Source organism: Streptomyces sp. NPDC056486, assembly GCF_042795295.1.
In the GTDB taxonomy this organism is placed as follows: domain Bacteria; phylum Actinomycetota; class Actinomycetes; order Streptomycetales; family Streptomycetaceae; genus Streptomyces.
On the sequence record NZ_JBHTSF010000077.1, the window covers coordinates 24,973 to 42,419 of the forward strand.

Annotated in this window: 17 protein-coding genes and 1 pseudogene; 9 read left to right on the plus strand and 9 right to left on the minus strand. The window is 69.8% G+C overall.

Features of this window, described 5'->3' with window-relative positions; all coding sequences use genetic code 11:
• Window positions 1-2: 2 nt before the first annotated feature.
• Window positions 3-1,001: a D-2-hydroxyacid dehydrogenase gene (locus ACFQ7F_RS26940; protein ID WP_383275157.1), complete on the minus strand. Its 999-nt coding sequence runs from the start codon at window positions 999-1,001 to the stop codon at window positions 3-5.
• A 96-nt stretch (window positions 1,002-1,097) separates the two neighbouring features.
• Window positions 1,098-1,607, minus strand: a complete 510-nt coding sequence (locus tag ACFQ7F_RS26945) for a hypothetical protein (protein WP_383275161.1) — start codon at window positions 1,605-1,607, stop codon at window positions 1,098-1,100.
• A gap of 222 nt (window positions 1,608-1,829) precedes the next feature.
• Between ACFQ7F_RS26945 and ACFQ7F_RS26950 the strand changes: the two genes are divergently transcribed.
• Window positions 1,830-2,768, plus strand: coding sequence for a GlxA family transcriptional regulator (locus ACFQ7F_RS26950; protein WP_383275164.1), 939 nt, complete (start codon window positions 1,830-1,832; stop codon window positions 2,766-2,768).
• Between the two features lie 18 nt (window positions 2,769-2,786).
• Here the strand turns inward: ACFQ7F_RS26950 and ACFQ7F_RS26955 are convergent, their stop codons facing one another.
• Window positions 2,787-3,515, minus strand: coding sequence for a class I SAM-dependent methyltransferase (locus ACFQ7F_RS26955; RefSeq protein WP_383275168.1), 729 nt, complete (start codon window positions 3,513-3,515; stop codon window positions 2,787-2,789).
• 65 nt (window positions 3,516-3,580) lie between these two features.
• Window positions 3,581-4,264 carry an alpha/beta fold hydrolase gene (locus ACFQ7F_RS26960; RefSeq protein WP_383275171.1) on the minus strand — a complete coding sequence of 228 codons (684 nt, stop codon included), beginning with the start codon at window positions 4,262-4,264 and terminating at the stop codon, window positions 3,581-3,583.
• 162 nt (window positions 4,265-4,426) lie between these two features.
• On the opposite strand from ACFQ7F_RS26960, the pseudogene ACFQ7F_RS26965 reads away from it, so the two are divergent.
• From ACFQ7F_RS26965 to ACFQ7F_RS26985, 5 genes and pseudogenes are all read left to right on the plus strand, one after another.
• Window positions 4,427-4,714, plus strand: a pseudogene (locus ACFQ7F_RS26965) (polysaccharide lyase beta-sandwich domain-containing protein); the annotation flags it as partial.
• Window positions 4,715-5,014: 300 nt separating this feature from the next.
• The gene (locus ACFQ7F_RS26970) at window positions 5,015-5,467 is read left to right on the plus strand and encodes a subtilase-type protease inhibitor (protein WP_383275174.1); all 453 of its coding nucleotides are present in this window, start codon (window positions 5,015-5,017) and stop codon (window positions 5,465-5,467) included.
• 144 nt (window positions 5,468-5,611) lie between these two features.
• Complete coding sequence (locus tag ACFQ7F_RS26975; protein WP_383275177.1) at window positions 5,612-6,580, plus strand: aminoglycoside phosphotransferase family protein; 969 nt, start codon at window positions 5,612-5,614, stop codon at window positions 6,578-6,580.
• 178 nt (window positions 6,581-6,758) lie between these two features.
• On the plus strand, window positions 6,759-7,109 hold the full coding sequence (locus ACFQ7F_RS26980) for a YciI family protein (RefSeq protein WP_383275180.1): 351 nt from the start codon (window positions 6,759-6,761) through the stop codon (window positions 7,107-7,109).
• A complete protein-coding gene (locus ACFQ7F_RS26985; protein WP_383275183.1) occupies window positions 7,109-8,401 on the plus strand; it encodes an RNA polymerase sigma factor in 1,293 nt (430 codons plus the stop codon). Before ACFQ7F_RS26980 ends, ACFQ7F_RS26985 begins: the two co-directional genes overlap by 1 nt.
• On the opposite strand, the gene ACFQ7F_RS26990 is transcribed toward ACFQ7F_RS26985, so the two are convergent.
• Window positions 8,331-8,717, minus strand: a complete 387-nt coding sequence (locus tag ACFQ7F_RS26990) for a hypothetical protein (protein ID WP_383275186.1) — start codon at window positions 8,715-8,717, stop codon at window positions 8,331-8,333. The two genes, ACFQ7F_RS26985 and ACFQ7F_RS26990, sit on opposite strands and share 71 nt — an antisense overlap.
• Before the next feature lie 53 nt (window positions 8,718-8,770).
• On the opposite strand from ACFQ7F_RS26990, the gene ACFQ7F_RS26995 reads away from it, so the two are divergent.
• Complete coding sequence (locus tag ACFQ7F_RS26995) at window positions 8,771-9,301, plus strand: GNAT family N-acetyltransferase (protein ID WP_383275189.1); 531 nt, start codon at window positions 8,771-8,773, stop codon at window positions 9,299-9,301.
• Between the two features lie 21 nt (window positions 9,302-9,322).
• On the opposite strand, the gene ACFQ7F_RS27000 is transcribed toward ACFQ7F_RS26995, so the two are convergent.
• From ACFQ7F_RS27000 to ACFQ7F_RS27010, 3 genes are all read right to left on the minus strand, one after another.
• On the minus strand, window positions 9,323-10,555 hold the full coding sequence (locus ACFQ7F_RS27000) for an epoxide hydrolase family protein (RefSeq protein WP_383275192.1): 1,233 nt from the start codon (window positions 10,553-10,555) through the stop codon (window positions 9,323-9,325).
• Between the two features lie 60 nt (window positions 10,556-10,615).
• Entirely contained in the window at window positions 10,616-11,491 is an 876-nt protein-coding gene (locus ACFQ7F_RS27005) for a TauD/TfdA dioxygenase family protein (RefSeq protein ID WP_383275207.1), read from the minus strand.
• 256 nt (window positions 11,492-11,747) lie between these two features.
• Window positions 11,748-12,596, minus strand: a complete 849-nt coding sequence (locus tag ACFQ7F_RS27010) for an SAM-dependent methyltransferase (protein WP_383275195.1) — start codon at window positions 12,594-12,596, stop codon at window positions 11,748-11,750.
• A gap of 300 nt (window positions 12,597-12,896) precedes the next feature.
• Between ACFQ7F_RS27010 and lpdA the strand changes: the two genes are divergently transcribed.
• Together lpdA and ACFQ7F_RS27020 are read left to right on the plus strand one after the other, a co-directional pair.
• Window positions 12,897-14,300 carry a dihydrolipoyl dehydrogenase gene (gene lpdA / locus ACFQ7F_RS27015; protein WP_383275198.1) on the plus strand — a complete coding sequence of 468 codons (1,404 nt, stop codon included), beginning with the start codon at window positions 12,897-12,899 and terminating at the stop codon, window positions 14,298-14,300.
• A 141-nt stretch (window positions 14,301-14,441) separates the two neighbouring features.
• Window positions 14,442-16,583: an MMPL family transporter gene (locus ACFQ7F_RS27020; protein ID WP_383275201.1), complete on the plus strand. Its 2,142-nt coding sequence runs from the start codon at window positions 14,442-14,444 to the stop codon at window positions 16,581-16,583.
• Here the strand turns inward: ACFQ7F_RS27020 and ACFQ7F_RS27025 are convergent.
• Window positions 16,580-17,401, minus strand: coding sequence for an isocitrate lyase/phosphoenolpyruvate mutase family protein (locus tag ACFQ7F_RS27025; protein WP_383275209.1), 822 nt, complete (start codon window positions 17,399-17,401; stop codon window positions 16,580-16,582). The two genes, ACFQ7F_RS27020 and ACFQ7F_RS27025, sit on opposite strands and share 4 nt — an antisense overlap.
• Between the last annotated feature and the right edge of the window lie 46 nt (window positions 17,402-17,447).

The window sequence follows — 17,447 nt, forward strand, 5'->3', positions numbered from 1 at the left end:
CCTCAATACCCCTTGGACCACCGCACGACGTTGCGCAGCGGCTCTCCACCCGCGAGCCGCTGCCAGTTGTCCTCGAACAGGTCGAGTATCCGCTCCGTCTCGTCGCGTGAGCCGCCCGCGGTGTGCTGGGTGAGGATGACGTTCGGGCAGCTCCACAGCGGGTGCCCGGCGGGCAGCGGCTCCTCACGCGTGACGTCGAGGACCGCACCGCCGAGACGGCCCGATGCGAGGGCGGCGACCAGGGCGTCCTCGTCGGCCAGGGTGCCGCGGCCCGCGTTCACGAAGACAGCACCGGGGCACAGCCGGTCGATGCGCCGCCGGTCGAAGAGGTCGGCGGTCTCGTCCGTACCCGGCAGCAGCCCCACGACGATGTCGAAGTCGGGCAGCCGGGCATCGAGTTCCTGCCGGGTGCGAATGTCGCCGTCGCTCCGTGCGAAGTGCGTGACGGAGCAGCCGAAGGGCGCGAGGAGTTCGGCGAGGCGCGAGGCGATGGATCCTCGGCCCAGGATGAGGACGTTGGCACCGCCAAGGAGTCGCAGACCGGGCCGTACGTCGAGCTTCGACCAGGTCTCCCCGGTACGGAGTCCGGCCAGCACGTCGACACCGCGATAGAGCGCGAGGATACCGGCGAGACAGGTCTCCGCGACCGGGTCGGCGAAGAGCCCTCCGAGATTGGTGACGGTGAGGCGCTGCCCCAGGACAGGCCAGTCGAGACCGGCATAACGGTCGATGCCGACGGACGCGAGTTGCAACCATCGCAGGTTCGGCGCCTTCGCCACCCAGTCCGCTCGCGGGTTGCCGAGTGCGATGTGGGAGTCGGCGAGGACGTGTGCGTCGCCGATAGATTCGGAGTCCGGTTCGGCGAACCAGACCTGCCCGGGTGCGACGGCGCGCAGCCGCTCCTGTTCGGAGGCGTCGAGCGCCAGGTCGACATAGAGGACGGCATCCGACGGCAGGGCAGCCCGGTCAGAGGCCTGCGAAGCGTGTGGTGCACGGACCATTCCTGATACCCCCGTGGTAAGGAAAGTGCTGGTGAACGCACGTTCACCGAACTTAGGGCTTTCGCTCCACGGAGGTCAACAGCGGCCCTGCCGGGGTCAGGCTCCCGTCGTGGAGCCCGGCCTGATGATCATGAGGACGGTGACGGTGGCCCAGAGCAGGTTGAATATGCCTGTGTACATGGCGAGTTGGGTACTGGCGCGCTCCCCCACGGCCACCGCGCCCGTCCCGTCGGCCGGTTGGCCGCCCGCGCTGCCTCCGCCTTCCCCGGTCACCGCGTCGAGCGCCGCTTCCTGACGCGGCAGCACGAGGATGATGAGCACCACGGCCGCGGCCAGCGTGAGGATGATCGAGGCGATCAGCCAGGCATTGCCGAGCACATTCAGGCTGCTGGCGGTCGCGAACCCGGTGACGGGGACGGCGACGCCGACGAACGCGTACACCGAGCAGATGCGCTGCAGCAGACGCAGCGAGGCGACGGCTCGCGCGTCCTGCGGGTCGGCCTGCGCCCGGCGCAGGGTCGCGGGGAACATGCTGGCGGCCACAGTGACCGGGCCGACGGCGATGATGGCGGCCAGCACATGGAGCGTCAGGAAGAACTTGGTCACGGCGAAGGCCCTCGGGATTCCGGAGAACGAGTGATCGGGCGGCTCCCGATCGGGACCCGGCAGCCGAGATTAGCCAGCGCCCGCGTCCACCGACAGTGGCATTAGTGACAGGCTTCGCACAGATACCGCCATCGGCTCTCCGGCCAGCTCATGCCGTACGAGAAGGTCTTATCTCCTGGCCACGCGCTTGGCGGGACGACGACTCTGCCGTACGTTGCCGCCATGCACACCGTGGCCGTCCTGGCCCTTGACACCGTCATCCCGTTCGACCTGTCCACTCCCATCGAGGTCTTCAGCCGTACCCGGCTGCCGGGCGGCCGGCCCGGCTACCGGGTGCGTGTCTGCGCCGCCGCGCCGCAGATCGACGCCGGTCTGTTCACGCTCCGGGCGCCATGGGGTCTGGAAGGGCTCGCGGACGCGGACACGATCATCGTGCCCGGGATCGCCGACGTGTCCAGACCGGTCCCCGACGCGGTGCTCGACGCGCTGCGGGACGCGGCGGCCGACGGCACACGGATCGCCTCCATCTGCGCGGGCACCTTCACGCTCGCCGCGGCGGGCCTCCTGTCCGGGCTCCGCGCCACCACGCACTGGCTGGCGGCGGGCAGGCTCGCCGAGTGCTATCCCGACATCGACGTCGACCCGGATGTCCTCTACGTCGACAACGGGCAGATCCTGACGTCCGCCGGTGCGGCCGCCGGCCTCGATCTGTGTCTGCACCTGATCCGCCGGGACTACGGCTCCGCCGTCGCCGCCGACGCGGCCCGTCTCTCGGTGATGCCCCTGGAACGCGAGGGCGGCCAGGCCCAGTTCATCGTCTCCGAGGCGCCGCCCACCCCGCAGGGCTCGGAACTCGAGCCGCTCCTGCGCTGGTTGGAGGAGAACGCCAAGCGCGAGCTCACCCTGGAGGACATCGCGGGCCGGGCGGGCATGAGCACCCGCACCCTGTTGCGCCGCTTCCGCGAGCAGACGGGCAGTACGCCGCTGCAGTGGCTGCACCGCACGCGGATCCGGCAGGCCCAGCACCTGCTCGAAACGACGGGGCACTCCGTCGAGCGCATCGCCGTGCAGGTCGGCTTCGGCTCGCCCACCGCCTTCCGCGACCGCTTCAAGCGCGTCGCGGGTGTCAGCCCGCAGGCCTATCGCAGAGCGTTCCAATGACCGAACAGCCGGTCGCCATCAGGTCTTCCGCGCCTCGACGAGACACCAGTGGGGGCTGCCGTCGACGCGGCGGCCGAACTCCTCCAGCGGGTGGAGCCGCGTCGTGAACCCGGCCCGGCGCAGATCCTCGAGCACACCTCGCAGCGGGAAGGTCCGGTAGTACATGACGAACGGCGGGCGCCACAGCAGATTCCGCACCCGCATCGCCCCGTCGAAGCCGAGCAGCGCCCAGTACAGCGGCGATGTCATGGGCAGCGGCGCCCCGATCGGGAAGGCGAAGACCCCGCCGGGCCGCAGCGCCCCGTAGACCTCCGCGAACAGCCGTGGCCGCTCGGCGGGCAGGAAGTGTCCGAACGCCCCGAAGCTGACCGCCAGATCGAATGCCTCGGCGAAGGGCAGGGCACGGGCGTCGGCCCGCACCCATTCCACCGCGGGCCCACCGTCCCGATGCTCCACGGCGGCCTGCGCGCGGGCCAGCATTCCGGCGCTGAAGTCGACACCGGTGACCCGCTCCCGGCACAGCGGCAGCAGCGTCTCCACGCCCGCGCCGGTGCCGCAGCAGACGTCGAGACCCGCGTCGAAAGGACCGATGCCACGCAGTGTCTCCGCGACCGCGTGCAGGATCCGCGTGGGTGTACGGAACGGGGTGTGGTCGAACTTCGGGGCCAGCAGGTCATAGCCGTCCTCGATGGAGGAGAGAGCTTGCACGGCCAGTTCGCGGAGTGTGGGGCCCTGAGAGGTGAACACCGTCCCCACCCTAGTCAGCGGCGGGCGTGGCCGAACCACGCCCCGCACCGCCATCTGCTGGAGAACTAGCTGGTGAAGAACTCGGTGACCTGCTCCGCGAACTGCTGCGGGCTCCCCTCGTGCACCGAGTGCCCGACCGGAATCAGGATGGTCCTGGAGTCGGGGATCGCCGCGGCCATGTCGGGGATACGCTCCTGCGGCATGCTGCTGTCCGGGCCGCCCGCCACGATCAGCGTCGGTGCGACGATCTCGCCGAGCCGCTCGGCCCACTCCGGGTCCGGGTCGAAGACCTGAGCGCGGATCGCGGGGGACACGGGCCAGTCGAAGTCGATGGCCTCGTCGGGGCGCGGGGTCTCGACCAGGTCGCGTGGGTAGGGCGGCGGCGTCTCCTCGAGGACGAGGCGCTCGACGCGGTCCGGGTGCTCCTCGGCGAGCAGGTACGCCACGACCCCGCCCATGGAGTGGCCGACGACGCCGACGCGGTCGAGGCCGAGTTCGTCGAGGAAGCCGAGCACGTCGTCCCGCATCAGCTCGACCGAGTACTCGTCCGGCCAGTCGCTCTCCCCGTGTCCGCGCAGGTCAATCGCGTACACCCGCCACTCCTGGCCGAGCACCTGCCCGACCTGCTCCCAGGTCGCCGAGGAGCCGCCGAGCCCGTGCAGCAGCACGACGGGCGCTCCGTACGAGTCGCCCCAGGTCCGATAGGCCAGGCGTACGTCGCCCACATCCACCACTGCGTGATCGTTCATGCCCCTGACGCTACAGCGCATGGCCCGGCCCATTGAGCAGTGGCCTGGGCCCATGCTCCATGACGAGGCCGTTGTAGATGAACGGGGCGCCTTCTGGCCCGAGCGGGACGTACACCTACGTCCTGATGCCCGGCGCGAGCGCGGCACAGACGGCGACCCGGAGTCAACTTCTGGCTCGGCGGCACTGCGGGCAAGCTCACCGCGAGCGCGCCCTGTTCGGTGCAGATCAGCGAGAAGAGCGACGGCACCGCAGTCATCTGCGTCAGCGACCCGATGCGCGCGCAGACCTCCCTGACGCTCACCTGGAACCGCGCCGTGTCCGCGGTGACGGCCAAGCCCGCCACGGTCACGTCGGCGGTCACGGGTGCCTCCCTGAAGCTGACCTTCGGGGATCTCAGCGGCACGAAGGGCACCGGTCAGCGGATCAGCGTCAAGCTGGGCAGCTCTTAGCACCGATGCTTTCCGGTCGACCCTGGATTCCGGTAGAAAATCGAGATAACTGTCCTTGCAGGTCAGGCGGTTGTTCTTGCTTGCACTATCCCCTCCGGTCCACATGATGGACACCCTCCACCCGCCTCCCCCCGCATCTCCTCGCCCACCCTGAGCTGCCCGAACGGTCATGCGGTGACCGCTGAGCGGACACAAGCATCCGGAAATCGACCACACATTTGGTGATCACTCTCCGCACCGGCAAAACTCCCGTCTGCAACCAGAAATTCTGGAAAACATTCGGATCAAAGGAGAATTGACGTGCGTTTCTTCCTCAAGACGGTGGGCGCCACCGCTGTTGTGGCCGCCTGTGTGATGTCCGGAGCCTCTGGCACGGCGCTGGCCCAGTCCAAGGCCTCCACCACCGGCCCCGCCGGCCTCTACGCGCCCACGTCGCTGGTCCTCGCCGTCGGCCAGGGCGAAGAGGCGGACACCGCGACCATGCAACGCGCCGTGACCCTGACCTGTACGCCCAAGGCCTCCGGGAGCCACCCCTCGGCGTCCGCCGCCTGCGCCGAACTGCTCGCCGCCAACGGCGAGTTCGCCCAGCTGGTCGGCAAGTCGTCCAGCATGGCCTGCACGAAGGAGTGGAAGCCCGTCGTGGTCACCGTCGACGGCGTGTGGCAGGGCAGACGAGTGGCGTGGTCCACGACCTTCGGCAACAGCTGCGAGATGCGGGCGAGCCTCACGGAGAGCGCGGCCCTCGCGTTCTGAGCCCATCCGCCGTGCGACCGACGGTAAATGAGTGGACGCGGACTCGGCCCTGACGGTGGGATGAGGCCTCGACATCCACGACAGCGCCTTGGACGACGCCCCGAGCGACGTCCAAGGCGCCGTCCATGACCGGGGGTTGCACACATGTCATCAGGCGGACCCGACGAACGCGACGTCAGTCGCGGCCTCGACGCCACGCGCGAGCTCGATCGTGATCCGTCCATCGACATCGACCTGGTCCGGCGGTTGCTCGCGGCACAGTTCCCCCGGTGGGCGGACCTGCCGATCGCGCCGGTCCCGCTGTCCGGCATGGACAACGCGACGTACCGGCTCGGCGACGACATGTCCGTACGGCTGCCGCGCCACCGCCGATGGGTGGGGCAGGTGGAGGCGGAGCAGCGGTGGCTGCCGTGGCTCGCCCCGCAGCTGCCGCTGACCGTCTCCGAACCGCTGGGCAAGGGAGCGCCCGGTGAGGGCTACCCCTTCCCCTGGTCCGTCTACCGGTGGCTGGAGGGCGAGACCGCGACCACCGGCTCCCTCACCGATCCGCTCGGGGCGGCGGCCGACCTCGCCGGGTTCGTGACCGCGCTGCGGCGGATCGACCCCACGGGCGGCCCGGGCCCACGGCTCAGCAACGCCTTCCGCGGGGAACGAGTGGGCACCGAGTGCGACTCCTTGTTCGCCGACTCCCTCGTACGATCCAAGATCGCGAAGCTGAAGGTGGCGGGGCTCGTCGACAGTGACGCGGTGACCGCCGTGTGGGACGCCGCCGTCGCGGCACCGGCGTGGGACGGTCCGCCGGTGTGGGTGCACGGCGACCTCGCGACCGGCAATCTCCTCGCCGTCGACGGCCGGCTGAGCGCCGTCATCGACTTCGGGACGCTGGCCGTGGGCGACCCCGCGGTCGACCTGCTGCCCGCGTGGCTGTTCCTGCCGGACGAGGCCCGGGGTGCCTTCCGCGCGGCGGTCGACGTCGACGACGCGACGTGGGCGCGGGGCCGGGGGCTCGCCCTCGCGGGGTCGCTGCCCGTACCTGACGACCCGTTCTTCGACGATCCGGCGCGGGTGACGGCGGCGCTGCGGCATCTCGACGCGATCATCTCCGACCGCTAACCGCCAGCCGCCAGCCGCCAGCCGCCAACCGCCAACCGCCAACCAGAATCGCCCGACGGAAATACTCGGCGGATCTTTCTCGTCCCATGTCGATCCGACCCGTCGCCGTTCGTATAGACAGTGAGAGGTCGGCACCGGGTCGACCCCGGGGGCGATCCGCCAGGGAGAGGCAGCAGCCATGAACCAGTACCTGCTCAGCATCTATCAGCCCGACGGCGACGTGCCGGCGCCGGAGATCCTCGAACCGATCGTGCGCGACCTCGATGCCGTGAAGACCGAGATGCGGGAGGCGGGCGCCTGGGTCTTCGGCGGGGGGCTTTTCCCGCCGAGCACCGCGACCGTGCTGCGGCTCAAGGACAGCGAGGTGCTCACGACCGACGGCCCGTACGTCGAAGGCAAGGAGCATCTCGGCGGGTTCACCGTCATCCAGGCGGCCGACCTGGACGAGGCACTCGCCTGGGGGCGCAAGGTCGCCCGTGCCATCACCCTGCCCATCGAGGTCAGGCCGCTGCAGCACGGATCCCGCTAGTGACGTCGGATGCCCCACAGGTCACGTCGGAGGTGACCGAGCGGATCTTCCGTGCGGAGTACGGGCGCGCGGTGGCCGTCCTGGTCCGCGTCTTCGGCGACATCGACATCGCCGAGGAAGCGGTCCAGGAAGCGTTCACCACTGCGGTGCAGCGGTGGCCGTCCACCGGTCTGCCGCCGAGCCCGGCGGGCTGGATCATCACCACCGCCCGCAACCGCGCGATCGACCGCCTCCGCAGGGAGGCGTCCCGCGAGGACCGGCACGCGCAGGCCGCGCTGCTGCACGCCCACGAGACACCGGCCGGGGAGGGACCCGTGCGTGACGACCGACTGCGTCTGATCTTCACCTGCTGCCATCCGGCGCTCGCTCCCGCCGCGCGGGTCGCCCTCACGCTGCGGCTCCTCGGCGGCCTTACCACCACGGAGATCGCGCGGGCCTTCCTGGTGCCGGAGCCGACCATGGCTCAGCGGATCGTGCGGGCCAAGGGGAAGATCCGCGACGCGCACATCCCGTACCGGATCCCCGCCGAAGCCGATCTGCCGGAACGGCTTCGCGCGGTCCTCGCCGTCATCTATCTCGTCTTCAACGAGGGGCACACGGCCAGCACGGGTGACGCGCTCGTCCGCGACGACCTCTGCGCCGAAGCCATCCGCCTGGGACGGCTCCTGGCCGAACTGATGCCCGACGAGCCGGAGGCCCTGGGGCTGCTCGCGCTCATGCTGCTCTCCGAGTCGCGGCGGGCGGCCAGGACCACCGCGGAAGATGAGCTCGTGCTCCTCGCCGACCAGGACCGCGCCCTGTGGGACCGGGCCCTGATCACCGAGGGCCAGGCGCTCGTCCGCCGGTGCCTGCGCCGCGACCGGCCGGGGCCGTACCAGATCCAGGCGGCGATCAACGCCGTGCACAGCGACGCGCCGACCGCGGCAGCCACGGACTGGGGCCAGATTCTCCAGCTGTACGACCAGCTCCTTGCCGTGGCCCCGAGCCCGGTCGCGGCCCTCAACCGCGCCGTCGCGGTCGCCGAAGTCATGGGCCCCGCCCAGGCGTTGCCCCTCGTCGACGAACTCGCTCTGGACGGCTACCACGTCTTCCACGCCATCCGCGCCGATCTGCTCCGCCGCCTGGGCCGCACCGAAGAGGCGGCCCGCGCGTACGACGCCGCACTCGCCCACACCGAGAACTCCGCCGAGCGGGCCTTCCTGCTCGGCCGCCGCTCCTGCCTCACCCCGGGGCGCCCAGCTTCTCCAGGACGCGGCAGCGCAGCAGCTCGTACTCCTCGCGGAGACGGTTGATCCGCGCGGGCCGCGGGATGACGACTCCCCCGCTGACGATCTCCTGCGCGGTGAACTGTTCGCGGGTGAGGTCGACTTCCAGGCCCATGCCGAAGCGGTTCCACCAGTGATGGTCGGTCCACTCGCCGGCGACGCGCACCTCGCCCCGAACCAACTCGCCGCCGAGCAGGTCCTGGACGAGCAGCGCGGTGACGCCGCACTGACCGCGGGCCGGGTTGTCAGGGGGCCAGGGGCGGGAGGAGTCCGACGGGTATGTGTCAGGACCCCAGCTGCTGCGCACGGCTTCTTCGAGGTCGGTGAGGAGCAACGGTTTCATGACCGGGATACTCGCAGCCACCACTGACAATCCGCCCCGCACAAGGAGTCACCGTGCCCACGGTCCTCGCCCAGGAGATCGGCACCGCCCGCCTCGTCCTCGTACCTCTGGAGGTCGAGCACGCCGATGAGATGGCCGATGTGCTCGCCGATCCGGATCTGCACACCTTCATCGGAGGTACGCCCGACGATCCGCAGGCCCTGCGTGCCCGCTACCGGCGGATGACCGCGGGGTCCCCGGATTCGGCGGTCTCCTGGTGCAATTGGGTGCTGCGGCTGCGCGACGAGGGCTGCCTGGCCGGGACGGTGCAGGCGACGGTCGTGCCCGCCGCCGACGGCAGCGGCGGGCTTGTCGCCGAGATCGCCTGGGTCGTGGGGACTCCCTGGCAGGGACGGGGCATCGCGGTGGAGGCGGCCCGCGGCCTCGTCGACTGGCTGGCCGGGCAGCCGGACGTGCGCGGCATCATCGCGCACGTCCACCCGGACCACCGGGCATCGGCCGCCGTCGCCACCGCCGCGGGGCTTTCCCCCACGGACGAGTGGCAAAACGGCGAGGTCAAGTGGCAGCGAGTGCTTGAGCGTTGAGCGAGGTGGAGCGACAGCGCCTCAGCGTCGGCCGCGGAATGTGCGGCGCAGGTCGTCCACCCAGCCCTCGGGAATCTCCCACGGGATGAAGTGGCCGCCGCTCTCGTGCGCGGTGAGGTTGACGTGGTGGTACCAGTCGGCACGGTCGCCTGCGAGCCAGCTCTGGACGCGCTGCTCGGTGGTGGTGACACCGGGCGGGTTCTCATGGCCGACGAAGGTGATGCCGGTCGGCGCCTCGATGACCGGCTGACGGTCGTGCGAGGGCGTCCAGGGGTAGCGGTTGTTGTTGGCGTAGTAACGCACCGACGTTCCGATGGCGTTGTTCACCCAGAAGATCATGGCGTGGGTGAGGAGATCGTCCTTGGAGAAGACGCTCTCCACGTCGCCGTGGTTGTCGCTCCACTTGTCCCAGCGCTCCAGGATCCAGGCGAGCAGACCGACCGGCGAGTCGCTGAGCCCGTAGGAGAGGGTGCTGGGTCCGAGCACGTGCACGGCCAGATGGGCGGCGAACCGCCGTTCCAGGGAGAGGAATTGGCGGTGCTCGGACTCGGAAAGACCCTCGGGGATCGGCCGGCCGCCGCTGAGGTCCCAGCCCCGGTCGCCGTTGAAGAGGGTGAGCTTCAGGCCGGAGCCGATGTGGATGCCGTGCAGTTCGTCGGCGTACTTGTGGCCGAGCTGACCGGTGACGAGGGCGCCGACGTCACATCCCGCGGCGGCGTACTTCTCGTGGCCGAGCGTGTCGGTCATCAAGGTGTGCCAGAGGTCGGCGACCTTCCAGAAGTTCATGTCGGGGTGGTCCGGCAGCGGCGTGGAGAAGCCGAAGCCCGGCAGGGAGGGGACGATGACGTCGAACGCGTCGGCCGGGTCACCGCCGAACGCGGCGGGGTCGGCGAGCCGGTCGACGACCTTGGACCAGTGCCAGAAGGTCCAGGGCCAGCCGTGGGTGAGGATGAGCGGGGTGGGGGCGGGGCCGACGCCGGGCCTGCGCATGAAGTGCACCGGCACGCCGTCGACCGTGACTTGGTAGTGCTCGTAGGAGTTGATCGCCGCTTCGGCCTTGCGCCAGTCGTAGTGGTGCAGCCAGTGGTCGGCCAACTCCTGGAGGTAGCCACGGCGTACGCCGTAGTACCCGTCTTCGTTGCCCACGTCGTCGGGCCACCTCGTGAGCCGCAGCCGCTCCCTGAGGTCGTCGAGCACCGCGTCGGGGACGTGGATCGGCTCGGGCGTCAGCGGGAAGCGCACTGCGGCTGCCATGAAGGTCCTTCCGAGGGCGAGTCTGAGTTCTTGCTCAGTACTTTTTCTCAGTATTTCTTCTCAGTACGGGCGGTCTCCCGCGATCGCGACGCGCTCGGCCACGCGACGGTGCGGGGCGTAGTCGTCGACCGCGTAGTGCTGGGTGGAGCGGTTGTCCCAGAAGGCGACGTCACCGGCCTGCCAGTGGAACCGCACCTGGTACTCCGGGACCTGTGCCTGCCGGACCAGATAGCTCAGAAGGCGGTCGCTCTCCGCCCGCTCCATGCCCACGATGTGCGTGGTGAAGGAGGTGTTCACGAAGAGCATCTTGCGCCCGGTCTCCGGGTGCCTGCGCACCACGGGGTGCGTGACCGGCGGGAACTGGTCCTGGAGCGGGATTAGCTTCTCGGGGCCGAAGAAGCGGATGAAGCCGGGGATGAAGTCGTGCACCGCCTGGGCTCCGTCGATGCGGGCCTTCACCTCGTCGGGGAGGTTGTCGTACGCGGCCGCCATGTCCGCCCACATCGTGTCGCCGCCGACCGGCGGCACCTCGCGCAGCTGCAGCACGGCACCGAGCGCGGGGTTCTCGCGGAAGGTGACGTCGGCGTGCCAGACGTTCTCGTACGTGGGAGTGGCGCTGCCGCCCTTGTCGAACCGGACGACGTCGTCGGCCGAGCCGCGCGCGAGCAGCGGATTGGTCTCCAGGTCGCCCCAGTTGAGGGCGAAGGCGCGCTGCTGCTCGGAGGTGATGTCGGCGCCCCGGAAGAAGAGCACCTTCCACTCCAGGAGGGCGCGGTTCAGTTCCTCGCGCAGCGCGGGCGTCAGCGGCTCGGCGAGGTCGACGCCGCGGATCTCGGCGCCGATGAGACGTCCCTGGGGGACGACGTCGATCAGTTCGTAGGGACGCTCTTCCCAGCCTTCGGGTACGCGGCGCAGCGTGCGGCGGCCTTCGTACATGCCGTCGGCGGGGACGCGTGCGTCGCGGAGGGTGGGAGCGACGGCGGGAGAAGCCGCGGGCGCGGGGGAAACCACAGTCATGGTGATCCTTCAGTCATGAGTGAACGGGTGGCGTCACGGAGAGGGAACTCCGGACGGTCGGGAACGGATTCCCGGGCAGTTAGCGACCCGATCGCTCGCACCCACGACGCCACGGAACCCCGAAGGTCCTCACGGCGGCGGTCAGGTGCTGGATCATGCACACCATTGTGTATGGCTATGCCTTGCGGAGCAAACCCCCGTACTCGTAGATCCCCTTGTTCTGCTCGGTGGCTCCCAGATAGGGGGCCAGGTCCTCGTGGACCGGGGCGAGCGGGGGCTGGTCGGCGTCGGGGCGCCAGTCGACCAGGTTCACCAGGCCCGGCTCGACCGGATCCAGACCGTTCAGGAGTGTGTCGAGTTCGGCCGGGGTGCGGGTCTGCCAGGGGACACCGCCGCCGGAGATGTGCGCGCTCATCGCGGCGCCGCGGACCGGGTCGTCGGCGACGACCTGCGAGAGGCCGAGGTAGCTGCCGGGGGCCGCCCGGTCGATGATCGTGCGCAGCACACCGCGGGGGCCGTCGGCGTCGGTGAGGTGGTGCACCACCGACAGGAAGAGCACCGCGACCGGCTCGTCGAAGTCGATCAGGCGCGTCATGTCGGGGTGGCCGAGGATCGCGTCCTGGTCACGCATGTCGCCGTGAATGACGGTGGTGGTGGAGTCGTCGGCGAGCAGCGCCCTGCCGTGCGCGAGAACGATCGGGTCGATGTCCACGTAGACGACGCGGGTGTCCGGTGCGAAGCGCCTCGCGACCTGGTGGACGTTCTCGTCGGTCGGAAGGCCGCAGCCCATGTCGATGAACTGGCGGATCCCCGCCTCGGTCAGATGGCGCACGACGCGGAACAGGAACTCGCGGTTCTGCCGGGCGATGTCGACGCACTCGGGGAAGTCGGGCAGCGTCTGCAGCAAGAAGTCGCGGTCGACCGCGTAGTTGTCCTTGCCGCCGAGCATCCAGTCGTAGGCACGTGCCGACGTCGGCACGTCGAAAGGTATGGACGATCTTTCGGACAGGTCGTCTGCGGCCACAGCGCGTTCTCCACCTCTCCCACTCTCCCAAAGGGATATGGGCTTCTCGGGGGACATGGTTTTCTGCTCCGTCACGGCGACACTATCCCGTGGCCCACGGGCGGGTGAACCCGGTATCGATCACCAACGGGCGTGCCCACAGCGGTGGTTGAGGACACACCCCGGAGTGGGCGGCATGACATCGGACACCCGACCGCCCGCGGGGCGGCCGGATGGCGCATGATCGGACGTGCGCGAGTCACGTACCACCCGATACGCACCACCGGACACCGGATACGCACCACCAGAGAGGACCTCCCCATGGAAGACCGCTTCGACGTCGTCGTGCTCGGAGCAGGACCCGGCGGCTATGTGGCCGCCATCCGCGCCGCCCAGTTGGGCAAGCGGGTAGCGGTCGTCGAGGAGAAGTACTGGGGAGGTGTCTGCCTCAACGTCGGCTGTATCCCGACCAAGGCGCTGCTGCGCAACGCCGAGCTGGCCCATCTGTTCACGCACGAGCAGAAGACGTACGGCATCAAGGTCGAAGGGAACGTGTCCTTCGACTACGGCGAGGCGTTCAACCGTAGCCGTACGGTCGCGGACGGCCGCGTCAAGGGCGTCCACTTCCTGATGAAGAAGAACAAGATCACGGAGTTCGACGGCCGTGGCACGTTCGTCGACGCGAACACACTCCAGGTCGCCAAGTCGGACGGCTCCACGGACACGATCACGTTCGAGAACTGCGTCATCGCCACGGGCGCCACGCCGAAGCTGCTGCCCGGCACGCGGCGCTCCGAGCGGGTCGTGACGTACGAGGAGCAGATCCTCGCCGACAGCGTGCCGGAGTCGATCGTGATCGCGGGCGCCGGCGCCATCGGCATCGAGTTCGCCTACGTCCTGCACAACTACGGCGTGAAGGTGACGATCGTCGAGTTCCTCGACCGCATCGCTCCCCTGGAGGACGCGGACGTCTCGACGGAGCTCGCCAAGCAGTACCGCAAGCTCGGCATCGACGTGAAGACCTCGACCCGCGTCGAGTCCATCGACGAGTCGGGCCCCAAGGTCAAGGTCACCGTGACCGGCAAGGACGGCACGCAGGAGGTCCTGGAGGCGGACAAGGTCCTTCAGGCCATCGGCTTCGCACCGAACGTCACGGGCTTCGGCCTGGAGGCGACGGGTGTCGCGCTGACCGAGCGCGGCGCCATCGACATCGACGGGCGTGGGCGGACGAACGTGCCGCACATCTACGCCATCGGTGACGTCACCGCGAAGCTGATGCTCGCGCACACCGCCGAGTCCATGGGCATCGTGGCCGCCGAGACGCTCTCGGGCGCCGAGACGATGGAACTCGACTACCCGATGATCCCGCGCGCCACCTACTCCCAGCCGCAGATCGCCAGCTTCGGCTGGACGGAGGCACAGGCGAAGGAAAAGGGCTTCGACGTCAAGGTCGCCAAGTTCCCCTTCATGGCGAACGGCAAGGCGCACGGCCTCGGCGACACCGTCGGCTTCGTCAAGATCATCAGTGACGCCCAGTACGGCGAGATCATCGGCGCCCACCTGATCGGCCCGGACGTCACCGAGCTCCTTCCCGAGCTGACCCTGGCCCAGCAGTGGGACCTGACGGTGCACGAGGTCGCGCGCAACGTCCACGCGCACCCCACGCTCGGCGAGGCGGTCAAGGAAGCGGTGCACGGCCTGGCCGGGCACATGATCAACTTCTGACGACCCCGGGGACGTCCTCGATCGTCCCCGGACGCCCCGCCGCTGCGGCCGAACGGCTCAAGTGGCGGGGCCGCCCGCTCCGGAAGATCCTTGGTCAGACCGCTCTGTTACGCCTCGGGGGCGAGGGAGAGGCAGCAGCCGATGTTCTCTGGCCTGGGCCGATTCGTGGTCCGTCGCCCGTGGTGGATCATCCTGGCGTGGGTGGTGGCGGCCGGTGCCGTGATCTCTCTGGCGCCGAAACTCACGTCGAGCAGCGACGAGGCGAGCTTCCTTCCGGACCACTACGAGTCCATCCGCGCGGCGGACGTACAGGAAGCGGAGTTCCCCAAACAGCAGAACATCGGCGCGATCATCGTCTTCCGGCGCTCCGACGGCGGGAAGCTGACGGCGGCCGACTCCGCGGACGTCGCCCGCATCTCCAAGGAACTGCAGGCCAAGAAGATCCCCGAGGTACAGGCGGTCGTGCCCGGCGCGGTGTCGCCCAACAAACTCGTGCAGACGTCGGTCGTCGCGATGCCGAAGGTCACCAACCCCGAGGACACCGCACAGCAGGACGCGGTCAAGGACCTGCGGTCCGATCTCAAGCCGGACCTGAAGGGCACGGACCTGTCCGCCGGGATCACCGGCTCCGCCGCGCAGGCGCTCGACGAGAGCGACGCATCGGAGCGGGCCGGACTGCTCGTCGGGGTCGGCACGATCGTGATCATCATCGTGCTGCTCCTGGTGATCTTCCGGAGCCCGATCATCGCGCTGCTGCCCGTCGTCCTGATCGGCCTCATCTCGCCGATGGCGACCGGTCTGATCGCCTCCGCGAACAAGGCCTTCGACATGAAGGCCGACTCCTCCATCCAGCAGCTGCTCACCGTCGTCCTGTTCGGCGTCGGCACGGACTACATCCTGTTCCTGCTCTTCCGCTACCGAGAGGCCCTGCGGGCGGGCGAGGATCCCAAGGGCGGCATGGTGCATGCCGTCGAGCGGGTCGGCGAGGCGATCACCTCGGCGGCGGGCGCCGTCATCGTCGCGTTCGCCGCTCTTACGCTCTCCTCGCTCGGCATGCTGCGGTCCATGGGCCCCGCCCTGGCCATCGCGGTCTTCGTGACGCTGCTCGCCGGGCTCACGCTGGTCCCCGCCGTCGTCTCACTGCTCGGCACGAAGGTGTTCTGGCCGTCGAAGTCGTGGCAGCGGGAGCCGCAGGGCACCGGGTTCACGCGGCTCGGCGCGTCCATCGCCCGCAAGCCCGCCGTCTGGGCCCTGGTCTCCGCGCTGTTCATGGGCGCGCTCACGCTCGGCGCCCTCGGCTACCGGGCCAACTTCGACCTGGCGGGCTCCTCGCTGCCCAAGGACAAGGAGTCGATGGTCGCCCTGGAGAACCTCCAGAAGGGCTTCCCTGCGGGCTCCACCGACCCGACCTCCGTCTACCTCACCTCGACCGACGACGTCCCGCTCCCCAAAGCGCGGACAGCCGCCTTCCGAGAACAGCTTGACGACGTCCAGGGCGTGGGCCAGGTCTCCGCTCCCCACATGAACAAGGACGGCACGACGGCGTCGTTCGACGTGATCCTCACGGACCCGCCCGCCTCCGACAAGGCCCTGTCGACGGTCAAGGACGGGCTGCGCCCGATCGCCCACGAGGACGCGCCGACCGGCACCGAGGCACTCGTCGGCGGGACGACGGCGGTGTACGTCGACATCAACAAGGCCGTGGACCGTGACTACTCGGTGGTCTTCCCGGTGGCCGCGCTCGCCATCATGGTCATCCTCGGCCTGCTCCTGCGGAGCCTGGTGGCGCCCTGGTACCTGATGGTGTCCGTCGCCCTCGGCTTCGGCGCGACCCTGGGCGCGACCTCGCTCCTCTTCCAGCAGATCGGCAGCCAGCCCGGGTTGATGTTCATGCTGCCCGTGATCATGTATCTGTTCGTGGTCGCCCTCGGCACGGACTACAACATCCTGATGGTGTCGCGGCTGCGCGAGGAGGCCCGCGAGGGCCGCACCCCGCACGACGCGGCGGGCACGGCGGTGCGCCACTCGGGCCCGACGATCGGTTCGGCGGGCGTGATCCTGGCGGGTACGTTCGCGACGCTGATGCTCGCGGGCAACTCGACGCTCTCCCAGATGGGCTTCTCCCTCTCCTTCGGCATCCTCATCGCCGCGTTCGTCATGGCGATGATCTTCACACCCGCACTGACGGCCCTGATCGGACACGCGGCGTGGTGGCCGGGGCACGGGGACGAGAAGGGCGACGGGGACGAGAAGGGCGACGGAGGCGCGAGGCCGGAGGCCTAGACCTCCTCGCCGTGCGTCGCGGAGAGGTAGGGAGCGGCGAGCGCCTGGGCGTCCGCGTACGAAGGCAGGTCCTCCGGTACGGCGCCGCCCCGGGCGATCGAGCGTGCCGTCCCGACGGCGGCGTGCAGCGCGGCGCGGAAGAGCAGCGAGCCACTGCTCACGCGGCGCACGCCGAGCTCCGCGAGACGCCGGTAGGTCAGGGCGCCGGGCGCGTAGAGGATGTTCAGCGGGATGTCGATCACTCCTGCGACAAGGCCGGCGATCGCTTCTTCGTCCTGGAGACCTGGCACGAACAGGCCGTCGGCGCCCGCCAGTTGGTAGGCGGCCGCCCTGCGCGCGGTCTCCTCCGCTCCCCCGGCGCGCAGCCAGTACGTGTCCGTGCGCGCGTTGACGAACAGGTCGGGAACGCTCTCCTTGACGGCACGGATCAGCTCGCACTGCTGTGCCGTGCCGGTCAGCGTCCCGTCCGGGCGCCCGTCCTCGATGTTCACGCCCACGACGCCCGCCCGGACCAGTTCCACCGCGAGCTCCGCGACCTCTTCGGGTCTCTCGCTGAAGCCGCCCTCGATGTCCACGGTGACCAGTGCGGGCAGCCGGGCGAGGCCGCGGGCCAGGCGCAGGGTCTCCTCCCGTGTGCCGCCCGTGGCGTCCGCCTTGCCGGCGGCGGCCGCCACACCGAGGCTGGTGGTGCCGATCGCGCGGAAGCCGCCGTGGGCGAGCGCGGCCGCGGAGGCGTGGTCCCACGCGTTGGGCAGCAGCAGGGGCTCACCGGTGCGGTGCAGAGCGCGGAACCGGGTGGCTCGATGTGCGTAGGTCATGCCCGGACCGTAGCCGCGCGTCGATTCGGCGACCACCGAAACGTCC

Bases quoted from the DNA above. Each gene is read 5' to 3' on its own strand.
- ACFQ7F_RS26940 (WP_383275157.1), bottom strand. From the start codon at position 1,001: ATGGTCCGTGCACCACACGCTTCGCAGGCCTCTGACCGGGCTGCCCTG.
- ACFQ7F_RS26950 (WP_383275164.1), top strand. From the start codon at position 1,830: ATGCACACCGTGGCCGTCCTGGCCCTTGACACCGTCATCCCGTTCGAC.
- ACFQ7F_RS26960 (WP_383275171.1), bottom strand. From the start codon at position 4,264: ATGAACGATCACGCAGTGGTGGATGTGGGCGACGTACGCCTGGCCTAT.
- ACFQ7F_RS26975 (WP_383275177.1), top strand. From the start codon at position 5,612: ATGTCATCAGGCGGACCCGACGAACGCGACGTCAGTCGCGGCCTCGAC.
- ACFQ7F_RS26980 (WP_383275180.1), top strand. From the start codon at position 6,759: ATGAACCAGTACCTGCTCAGCATCTATCAGCCCGACGGCGACGTGCCG.
- ACFQ7F_RS26990 (WP_383275186.1), bottom strand. From the start codon at position 8,717: ATGAAACCGTTGCTCCTCACCGACCTCGAAGAAGCCGTGCGCAGCAGC.
- ACFQ7F_RS27000 (WP_383275192.1), bottom strand. From the start codon at position 10,555: ATGGCAGCCGCAGTGCGCTTCCCGCTGACGCCCGAGCCGATCCACGTC.
- ACFQ7F_RS27005 (WP_383275207.1), bottom strand. From the start codon at position 11,491: ATGTACGAAGGCCGCCGCACGCTGCGCCGCGTACCCGAAGGCTGGGAA.
- lpdA (WP_383275198.1), top strand. From the start codon at position 12,897: ATGGAAGACCGCTTCGACGTCGTCGTGCTCGGAGCAGGACCCGGCGGC.
- ACFQ7F_RS27020 (WP_383275201.1), top strand. From the start codon at position 14,442: ATGTTCTCTGGCCTGGGCCGATTCGTGGTCCGTCGCCCGTGGTGGATC.
- ACFQ7F_RS27025 (WP_383275209.1), bottom strand. From the start codon at position 17,401: ATGACCTACGCACATCGAGCCACCCGGTTCCGCGCTCTGCACCGCACC.